Source organism: Methanolacinia paynteri (assembly GCF_000784355.1).
In the GTDB taxonomy this organism is placed as follows: Archaea; Halobacteriota; Methanomicrobia; order Methanomicrobiales; family Methanomicrobiaceae; genus Methanolacinia; species Methanolacinia paynteri.
In genome coordinates, this window is record NZ_KN360943.1 from 161,570 (window position 1) to 170,007 (window position 8,438).

Sequence of the window (8,438 nt, forward strand, 5' to 3'; positions counted from 1 at the left end):
AATCATGACGGACTCGGGAGCCTTCCAGCAGTCTGTCTACGGCGACGTCGATTTCTCGAACTCCGAAACGGTCGCGTTCCAGAGGGCAATCGGCAGCGAGATCATTGTCCCGATGGATATCGCATCTCCTCCGGACAGGACACACGAAGAGGCCGAAGATGAGCTCAACATTACGATGCAGAGAATAAGAGAGGCCCTCCAGATAATAGACGACGGGCATCTCGCGGCCCCGGTGCAGGGCGGAATCCACACCGATCTCAGGAAGAGGGCAGGACACGAGGTCTCGGAGCTGAACAACATCTTCTGCCCGATCGGCGCAGTCGTTCCGCTCATGGAGTCGTACAGGTACAAAGATCTTGTGAAGGTAGTAATGGCCGCAAAATCGACCATGTCCCCTTCCGCATGTGTCCATCTCTTCGGGGCGGGACACCCTTCGATGTTCGCTCTTGCGGCAGCAATGGGATGCGATGTCTTCGATTCGGCGGCATATGCACTCTACGCCCGCGAAGACAGGTACATGACGCCGCAGGGCAGCTATAAGCTGGCGGAGCTGAACGAACTCCCCTGTGCCTGTGAAGTCTGCCGGACCCATACGGCAGAGGAACTGAAAAAGTCCGAAGACAAAGAGAGGCTGCTCGCCCTTCACAACATGCACGTCACACTTGCCGAGATTGCAAGAATAAGGCAGGCGATACTCGAAGGAACCCTCTGGGAGCTTGTCGACGAGAGATGCAGGAACCACCCGAGGCTCTACGACGGATACCTCGAACTCCTCAAATATAAGGATCAACTGGAAAAATCCGACAGGATCACCAAGAGGCGCTTCTTCTACAGGGGAAAGGAGAGCTGCATGAGGACCGAGGTAACCGCATACCACAGGAACCTGTCACGAATCGATACAGGCGATAAGGCCCTCATACTGATCGACGGAAAAGACGGAAAAAAGACCGGGCCGGATGATGCAGGTGAAGTGCTCCTTTTCAAGCCGCCGTTCGGCCCTTACCCCCCGGAACTAAAGGAGACCTTCCCGGTAGGGCAGAGCGAGATGCCGGAGAACGATGAAGACATGTTCAGGTCGGGTTGCAGGGGACTGAAGGTCCTGGTCGAATCCAACCCGGATACCGAGTTCACGATCTCCGGTGGTGAAAAGTTCAGGAACATAATAGACGATGAACTCGCGGAACTAAAAGAGAAAGGCAGGTTCAGTTATGTTTGAGGTTACGAAACGCGAAGGGCCTGCACGGACCGGTGTTTTTTCCGAAGGTGAACTCACACTCAATACACCCTGTGTTATAGACACTACAGAGACCTTCCTGTCTCTCGGAACGATGGCTTATTCCAACGTGCCGCTCTATGCGGACGGTGAATTCTGCGAAAGGTTCCTCGAACAGAAGGGGGAGTTTTTCATATCGCACCCCACATCGCCCGAAAGCATGAAAGCAGGATCAGGTGCGGCCGTGATGGTTCCCAACTGGCATACGGTAATCACGGACCCGCGGAACTACGTAAAATGGATCATCGATATGAAGACCCGGCATCCGCCCGATACGATGTGGTATGCTCCTGCATCCGCACTTCCCTCGAATGTCGCCACACTGATCGCGTCGGGATTCGATCTCTTCGACTATACTGCCGTGGACCTGAAGACATCGCAGGGAATATTCTGCAACCCGGACGGAGAATACCCTGCTGAAGATTACCTGAACGGCGGGACATGCGGGTGCGAAGGCTGCCTCAAAGGTGACCTGAAACTCCATAACAGGACCGCGCTCGAATCAGAGATCGCAAAGATAATCCTCAGGATAAACGGAGGAACAATAAGGGAATACCTGGAGAAGCAGTCGCTGAACGCCCCCAACCTCGTTTCGATCCTCCGGTTCTTCGACCGTGAATATAAATTTACAGAAAGTTCCACACCGGTCGCAAGACCGATCAGGCTCTACACGAATTCCGGCGACTCTATCAACCGCCCGGAGATCAAAAGGTTCATGCAGAGAGTCGTATCGAGATACATTCCTTCAAGAACGGACGCGGCGGTAATACTCCCCTGCTCGGCGAGAAAACCGTACTCATCATCACAGAGCCACAGGAAGTACATGGGTGCAATCCGCGATCGCGCCCACGAGATCATCCTGACATCACCCCTTGCACTAGTTCCCCGCGAACTTGAGGGTGTATATCCTGCAGGACATTACGATGTTCCTGTCACCGGCTACTGGGACATGGAGGAGAGGAATATAATCGGTAAGGTCGTCGAGGATTATTTCACAAAGAACAGGTACGAACAGGTATTTGTTCACCTTGACGGGGATGCCGCGATAATTACAAAGGACGCCCTTGAAAGAGCAGGCATCGAACCGATATTCACGGCTACCGGAAACAGTCCTACATCCCATGATTCGATACGAAATCTTGAACAGGCAATGGCCGGTCTTCCAAGGAAGAGCCATAACTACATCAGGGGCATGCTCTCGTGGCAGTTCGGCGTTGATGTAGATACATCCGGAATGATAATCAAGGGCCGCCTCGGCAACAGGAAAGTCCTGAAGAAGAAGACGCAGCTATTCAGCATAGAAAATGAAACAGGTTTATACCGGCCGACATTTGAAGGCTGGGAGCACCTGGCCGGCCATTATGCCGTCTCGATCGACGACTTCGTCCCCCAGGGAGACATACTTGCGCCCGGAGTCATCGGATGCGACCCTGAAATCAGACCCGGCGACGAAGTCTTTGTGAAAGGATCAAAGGCAATCGCAACAGGAAGAGCCTCGATGGGTTCCGAAGAGATGATAGGATCTAAGAGAGGCGTAGCGGTCAAAGTGCGTAAAGTAAAGAAGATCTAATGATAAATTATAATCACAAATTTTTGTTACCGGAGTGACTCTATTGGCTTATAAAATCGAAAAGGCAGAAATGATTGCCGAAAATATTTTTGAATTCTGGATTAACGCCCCGCATGTCGCAAAAAATGCACGGGCCGGACAGTTCCTTGTTATCCGCATCAACGATAAAGGAGAGAGGATTCCCTTAACGGTCTCGGGTGTCGACGGCGACCTTGTCAGGATAGTATTCATGAAGGTCGGGAAGACGACGATGTTCCTCTCGACTCTCGGGGAAGGAGACTTCATCGAAGATGTCGCCGGCCCCTTAGGCCACCCCAGCGAGATAAAGGACTGGGGAAGATGCGTCGTTATAGGTGGAGGCGTAGGCATAGCATGTCTCCCGATTCTTGCAAAGGCACTGAAGGAATCAGGCAATGAAATCACCGGTATCATCGGCGCGAGGAACAAAAGCCTTCTCCTTCTTAAGGACGAACTCGCATCACACTGCGACGAACTCGTTGTCTGCACAGACGACGGCAGTTTTGGTTATCACGGATTCCCGGTTGATATCCTGAAGAAGAAACTTGAAGAGGGAGTCGTCGACTGCGTCTGGATCATCGGCCCGGCGATAATGATGAAGATCACATCCCTCGCCACCGTCCCCTATAATGTCAGGACATTCGTCAGCCTCAACCCGATAATGGTCGACGGAACCGGGATGTGCGGTTCATGCAGGGTAACTATAGACGGCGAGACGAAATTCGCATGTGTCGACGGCCCTGAATTCGAGGCCGCCTCCGTGGACTGGAACGAACTCATGACAAGACAGAGAACCTATACGGAAGAGGAACTGAAAGCAAGAGAACTCTTCGAAGATCATACATGCGAATGCGGAGGCCACTGAGATGAGAAAGAGACAGGCCGAAGAGAGGATCAAAGACTTCAATGAAGTCGATCGCGGTTTCTCAGAACGGGATGCGATTTTGGAGTCGCTCAGGTGCATGGACTGTGTCAGGCCGCAGTGCATAACGGGATGCCCCGTAAATATCGACATCCCCGGATTCATCTCGGCAATATCGAAGGAGGATTTCAGGAAGGCCGCCGATATCCTCAAGACGGACAACATGCTCCCGGCAATCTGCGGAAGGATCTGCCCCCAGGAGAACCAGTGCGAAGGTGTCTGTATCCTCGGGAACAAAGGGAAACCGGTAAAGATCGGAGCTCTCGAAAGATTCGTCGCCGACTGGGAGAGAGAAAACGGCGTGCAGATCCCGGAGGTCAAAGAGAAGACAGGAAAGAGAGTCGCGATAGTCGGCTCAGGTCCGGCCGGAATTACCGCCGCCGCAGAACTCGCAAAGGAAGGACATTCGGTCACGATATTCGAGTCGCTTCACAAGGCAGGTGGAGTTCTCACCTACGGAATCCCGTCATTCAGGCTCCCGAAGGATATCGTTAAGGCAGAGATCGACCAGGTGCTGGAGCTCGGCGCAGAACTTAAACTCAACTACATCGTCGGAAGAAGCGTTCCCGTAGACGAATTGCTGGCATACGATGCTGTCTTCCTCGGAACAGGCGCAGGTCTTCCCTCGTTCATGGGAATAGAGGGCGAAAACCTGAACGGAGTCTACTCGGCAAACGAATTCCTGACAAGAGTAAACCTGATGCACGCCGACTCATTCCCCGATTACGACACTCCTGTAATGAAGAAAGACAAGATCGTCGTCGTCGGCGGAGGAAATGTAGCGATGGATTCAGCCAGGGTCGCAAAAAGAATGGGTGCCGACGTAACCCTTGTTTACAGGCGCAGGAAGGAAGACCTGCCGGCAAGAGAGGCAGAGGTCGAGAACGCAGTCGAGGAAGGCATAGAGTTTCTGTGTTGCGTAAATCCTGTCAGGATTCTCGGCGAGGGTTCGGTCGCAGGTGTCGAATGTGTCAGGATGGAGATGTGCGAAGAGGACGCAAGCGGCAGACCGTGTCCCGTCCCGATGACCGGAGAAGGGGCCTTGTTCACGATCGACGCCGATGTTGTAATCGAGGCTATAGGACAGAGCCCCAACCCCCTGCTGATATCATTAATCGACAATCTTGAAAGAGGCAGAAGAGGAAATATTATTGTCGATGAGGAAACTGGACAGACCTCGATCGAAAATGTCTTTGCCGCAGGAGATGTCGCAACCGGTGCGGCAACCGTAATTGAGGCTATGGGATCGGCAAAGAAAGCGGCAAGGGCAATCAACGAAATACTGAAATAATTCTACAAAATCACCTTTTTATATTAATAATTCACCCTTCCTGCTGTCCTAATGAGAAACAGATTGCTCATTGTTAATAACAATCAATTTACTTAAAGAGAAGAATACAACCAATTTATATCGCATAAAGAATAAAATTTGACTGACACTTGCTTTTGCATGGTGATTATGATGGATTCCAATGGAAAATTGAAAATTATACTCCCGCTTTTACTGATTGTATCAGCAATTCTCTTTGCGGGATGTACGGGGACTACCGATTCCCCGGCAACTGCAACACCAACGCAGACAGCCGTTGCTACATCCACGGCTACTGCTACAGCGACCACCGCGCAGCCGGTCACTCTTACTGTCTTTACGGCAGCATCGCTTACCGGCGCCTTCACTGACATTGCCGACGCTTACAATGCACAGTCCGACGGCATTACTGTACAGAACGTATTCGACGGTTCACAGGCACTCCGTACACAGATTGAACAGGGCGCAGAGCCTGACGTATTTGTATCGGCGAACACAAAACATATGAATGCCCTTGTAGACGAGGGATACATGGACAACGATACAGTCCAGCTGTTCCTTGAAAACTCAATGGCAGTAATCGTACCGGCAGACAATCCCGCAAACATCAAAACGCTTGCCGACCTTGCAAACCCCGGTGTAAAGATCGTAATTGGCACAAAAGATGTACCGTTCGGATCATACACGCGCCAGGTTCTTGAGAAGATGAACGCCAGCGAAAGCTACGGACCGGAATATGTCGATGCAGTATATGCAAATGTAGTCTCTGAAGAGACCGCAGTCAGCACGGTAGTTCCCAAGCTGACACTCGGCGAAGCAGACGCAGCATTTGTCTACAAGTCCGATATTCTGCAGGAATACAAAGATCAGCTGATTACTATTGAAATTCCAGCAGAATTCAATGTAGTTGCACAATATCCGCTCGGTGTTCTTGCCAGCACAGAAAACAAAGACGATGCTCTTGATTTCATAGAATTTGTACGCGGCCCAGAGGGTAGCGCTATACTTGAAGACTATGGATTTGATCCAATCCCTGAAAGCCAGTAAAATACTGGCATCATTTAAAGAGAAAACAAAAGGGATGGGATTTAATCTCGCCCTTTTCATTCTTATCTCGTTGTTCCTGCTGATCCTGATTTTTCCCATAGCATCGCTTTTCCTTAAAATCACGCCGGAGGAATTTGTAAGATCCCTTTCAGAACCTGTCGTTGTCGATGCAATGGTTCTTTCTCTTATAACTGCAACGATCAGCACCATCATCGTAATCGCGCTTGGAACCCCGCTGTCCTATGTAAATGCACGGGTAAAATACAGGGGAAGGGCCATAATCGACACCCTGACGGATCTTCCCATAGTTCTCCCGCCTGCTGTTGCAGGTCTCGCTCTGCTTATGGCATTCGGGAGAAGAGGAGTTCTCGGGAGTTATCTCGATCTCTTCGGGATACAACTTGCATTCACCACTGTCGCGGTCGTTCTGGCACAGGTCTTTGTAGCATCGCCCTTTTACATCCGTCAGGCAAGAGCGAGTTTTGAAGCGGTAGATCCGATATATGAAAACGCCGCAAAAACTCTCGGTGCATCCAAAGTTCAGGTCTTAATGAGGATAACGATACCCATAGCATCTTCCGGCCTAGTATCGGGTGCAATACTGACATTCGCACGCGCGCTTGGAGAGTTTGGTGCCACCCTGATGTTCGCCGGAAATTACCAGGGAAAAACACAGACCATGCCGCTTGCGATCTATACAACCATGCAGAGCAATATGTACGATGCAATAAGCCTGGCAATAATCCTGGTCGTAATCTCCTTCGCGGTGATAATGACAGTCAAGTACGTGACAAAGAGGGAGATCTGATGCTTTCGATCGATATTAAAAAGGAACTCAGGGATTTTACCCAGGAGATCTCTCTTTCGGTATCAGAGGGTGAAACGCTTGTCCTGATAGGAGAAAACGGTGCGGGAAAATCGACACTGCTGAATATGATCTCAGGACTACTGAATCCCGACGCCGGGACTATTTCGCTAAACCAAAGGACACTGTTCTCTGCAGATGAAAGAATAAATCTCCCGCCCGATGAAAGAAATATCGGTCACCTTTTCCAGTCATATGCACTCTTCCCTCATTATTCGGTATATGACAACATAGCCTTCGGGCTGAGATGCCGGAAGACGAGGAAAGCGGAGATCGAGGAGCGGGTAAGCGTCCAGATCGAGACGATGCATCTCTCGGAACTCAGGGATATCAATGTAGGCAGTCTTTCGGGAGGCCAGAGACAGAGAGTCGCTCTTGCAAGAGCCCTTGTCCTTGATCCGGATCTCCTCCTGCTTGACGAACCGCTTGCGGCAGTGGATGTCCTCATGCAGACCGAAATGCGGAGAGAACTCCGGCACAGGATGAAGGAAGCAAACATCCCCTCGATAATCGTGACCCATACATTTGCCGATGCGCTTGAACTCAGCGACAGGATAGCTATTATACAGGAAGGAAAGATCGTCCAGGAAGGATCTCCCGAGAAAATATTCAACGATCCCGCTACAGATTTTGTTGCAAAATTCACCGGAATGGAGAATATCTTCCGCGGAAAGTCCGTACAGAGAGCCGACGGGGAGGCTGAGATCCATGTCGGTTCCCTCGTTATACATACTGTAACACCCCTGGAGGGGGATGTGTATATAGCGATAAGAGCGGAAGAACTGATCTTTTCAAAAGAAGCGCTGGACTCGACAGCCAGAAATATCTTTTCAGGAGTTGTATCAGACATCAAATGGAACGGTGTATTGTCACGGATTACAGTGAACCTTGGAGAGATTCAGGTATCCGGATTAATAACGAGGCAGAGTCTAACACGCCTGAAGATTGAAAAAGGAGATCCAATACATGTCTCGTTCAAGGCCTCTGCCGTACATATATTCCCTTATACCAACTGAATTAATGTCCATATAGATATTAAAAAACTTTTTTGCAATTTCATGAATCCATGCGGTTTAAAATGAACCCTTTTTCCCCTGGAGCGGGAAGATCTGTTTCCTCTTCCTTTTTACCAGGAGCCTTTCTGGCTTTTTTAAGGGCGTAAGCCCCTGACGGGGCAACCCGGGCGCAGGATCGCTACGCAACCTGCGCAATTGAGATAGCCCGGCCTCCGGCCGGGAGAGATCAACTATCTGGAACATAACCCTGTTTTCTGGAATTTTGAGACCAACAACAAAACATTTTGGAGCAGGAGGGGACGCTTGCCCGTCCCCGAGTGAGACTTATCGCCATGGGGGGAGGGTCATAGGGAGGGGGATCTCCCCCTCCCTTTCTATTTATAGTAAATATTTTTTAGAAGCAACCCTTGCGCAAGTT

General features: G+C 50.5%; 7 protein-coding genes. All 7 read left to right on the forward strand.

Annotated features, from left to right (window positions below; translation table 11 throughout):
- Nucleotides 1-1,216, forward strand: a 1,216-nt coding sequence (gene tgtA / locus METPAY_RS13660; protein WP_048153124.1) for a tRNA guanosine(15) transglycosylase TgtA, incomplete at its 5' end; no start/stop codon positions are given.
- Complete coding sequence (arcS, locus tag METPAY_RS13665; protein ID WP_048153099.1) at nucleotides 1,209-2,843, forward strand: archaeosine synthase subunit alpha; 1,635 nt, start codon at nucleotides 1,209-1,211, stop codon at nucleotides 2,841-2,843. The genes tgtA and arcS, both read left to right, overlap by 8 nt.
- 43 nt (nucleotides 2,844-2,886) lie before the next feature.
- Entirely contained in the window at nucleotides 2,887-3,726 is an 840-nt protein-coding gene (locus METPAY_RS13670) for a sulfide/dihydroorotate dehydrogenase-like FAD/NAD-binding protein (RefSeq protein WP_084600904.1), read from the forward strand.
- Between the two features lies 1 nt (nucleotide 3,727).
- Nucleotides 3,728-5,074 carry an NADPH-dependent glutamate synthase gene (gene gltA / locus METPAY_RS13675; protein ID WP_048153100.1) on the forward strand — a complete coding sequence of 449 codons (1,347 nt, stop codon included), beginning with the start codon at nucleotides 3,728-3,730 and terminating at the stop codon, nucleotides 5,072-5,074.
- Between the two features lie 168 nt (nucleotides 5,075-5,242).
- Nucleotides 5,243-6,139: a molybdate ABC transporter substrate-binding protein gene (gene modA / locus METPAY_RS13680; protein WP_245611655.1), complete on the forward strand. Its 897-nt coding sequence runs from the start codon at nucleotides 5,243-5,245 to the stop codon at nucleotides 6,137-6,139.
- 34 nt (nucleotides 6,140-6,173) lie between these two features.
- Nucleotides 6,174-6,947: an ABC transporter permease gene (locus METPAY_RS13685; RefSeq protein WP_245611656.1), complete on the forward strand. Its 774-nt coding sequence runs from the start codon at nucleotides 6,174-6,176 to the stop codon at nucleotides 6,945-6,947.
- A complete protein-coding gene (locus tag METPAY_RS14790; protein ID WP_048153103.1) occupies nucleotides 6,947-8,020 on the forward strand; it encodes an ABC transporter ATP-binding protein in 1,074 nt (357 codons plus the stop codon). Before METPAY_RS13685 ends, METPAY_RS14790 begins: the two co-directional genes overlap by 1 nt.
- Nucleotides 8,021-8,438 lie beyond the last annotated feature (418 nt).

Coding starts and splice junctions, on each gene's coding strand:
- modA (WP_245611655.1), top strand. CDS start 5,243: ATGATGGATTCCAATGGAAAATTGAAAATTATACTCCCGCTTTTACTG.
- METPAY_RS14790 (WP_048153103.1), top strand. CDS start 6,947: ATGCTTTCGATCGATATTAAAAAGGAACTCAGGGATTTTACCCAGGAG.
- arcS (WP_048153099.1), top strand. CDS start 1,209: ATGTTTGAGGTTACGAAACGCGAAGGGCCTGCACGGACCGGTGTTTTT.
- gltA (WP_048153100.1), top strand. CDS start 3,728: ATGAGAAAGAGACAGGCCGAAGAGAGGATCAAAGACTTCAATGAAGTC.
- METPAY_RS13685 (WP_245611656.1), top strand. CDS start 6,174: ATGGGATTTAATCTCGCCCTTTTCATTCTTATCTCGTTGTTCCTGCTG.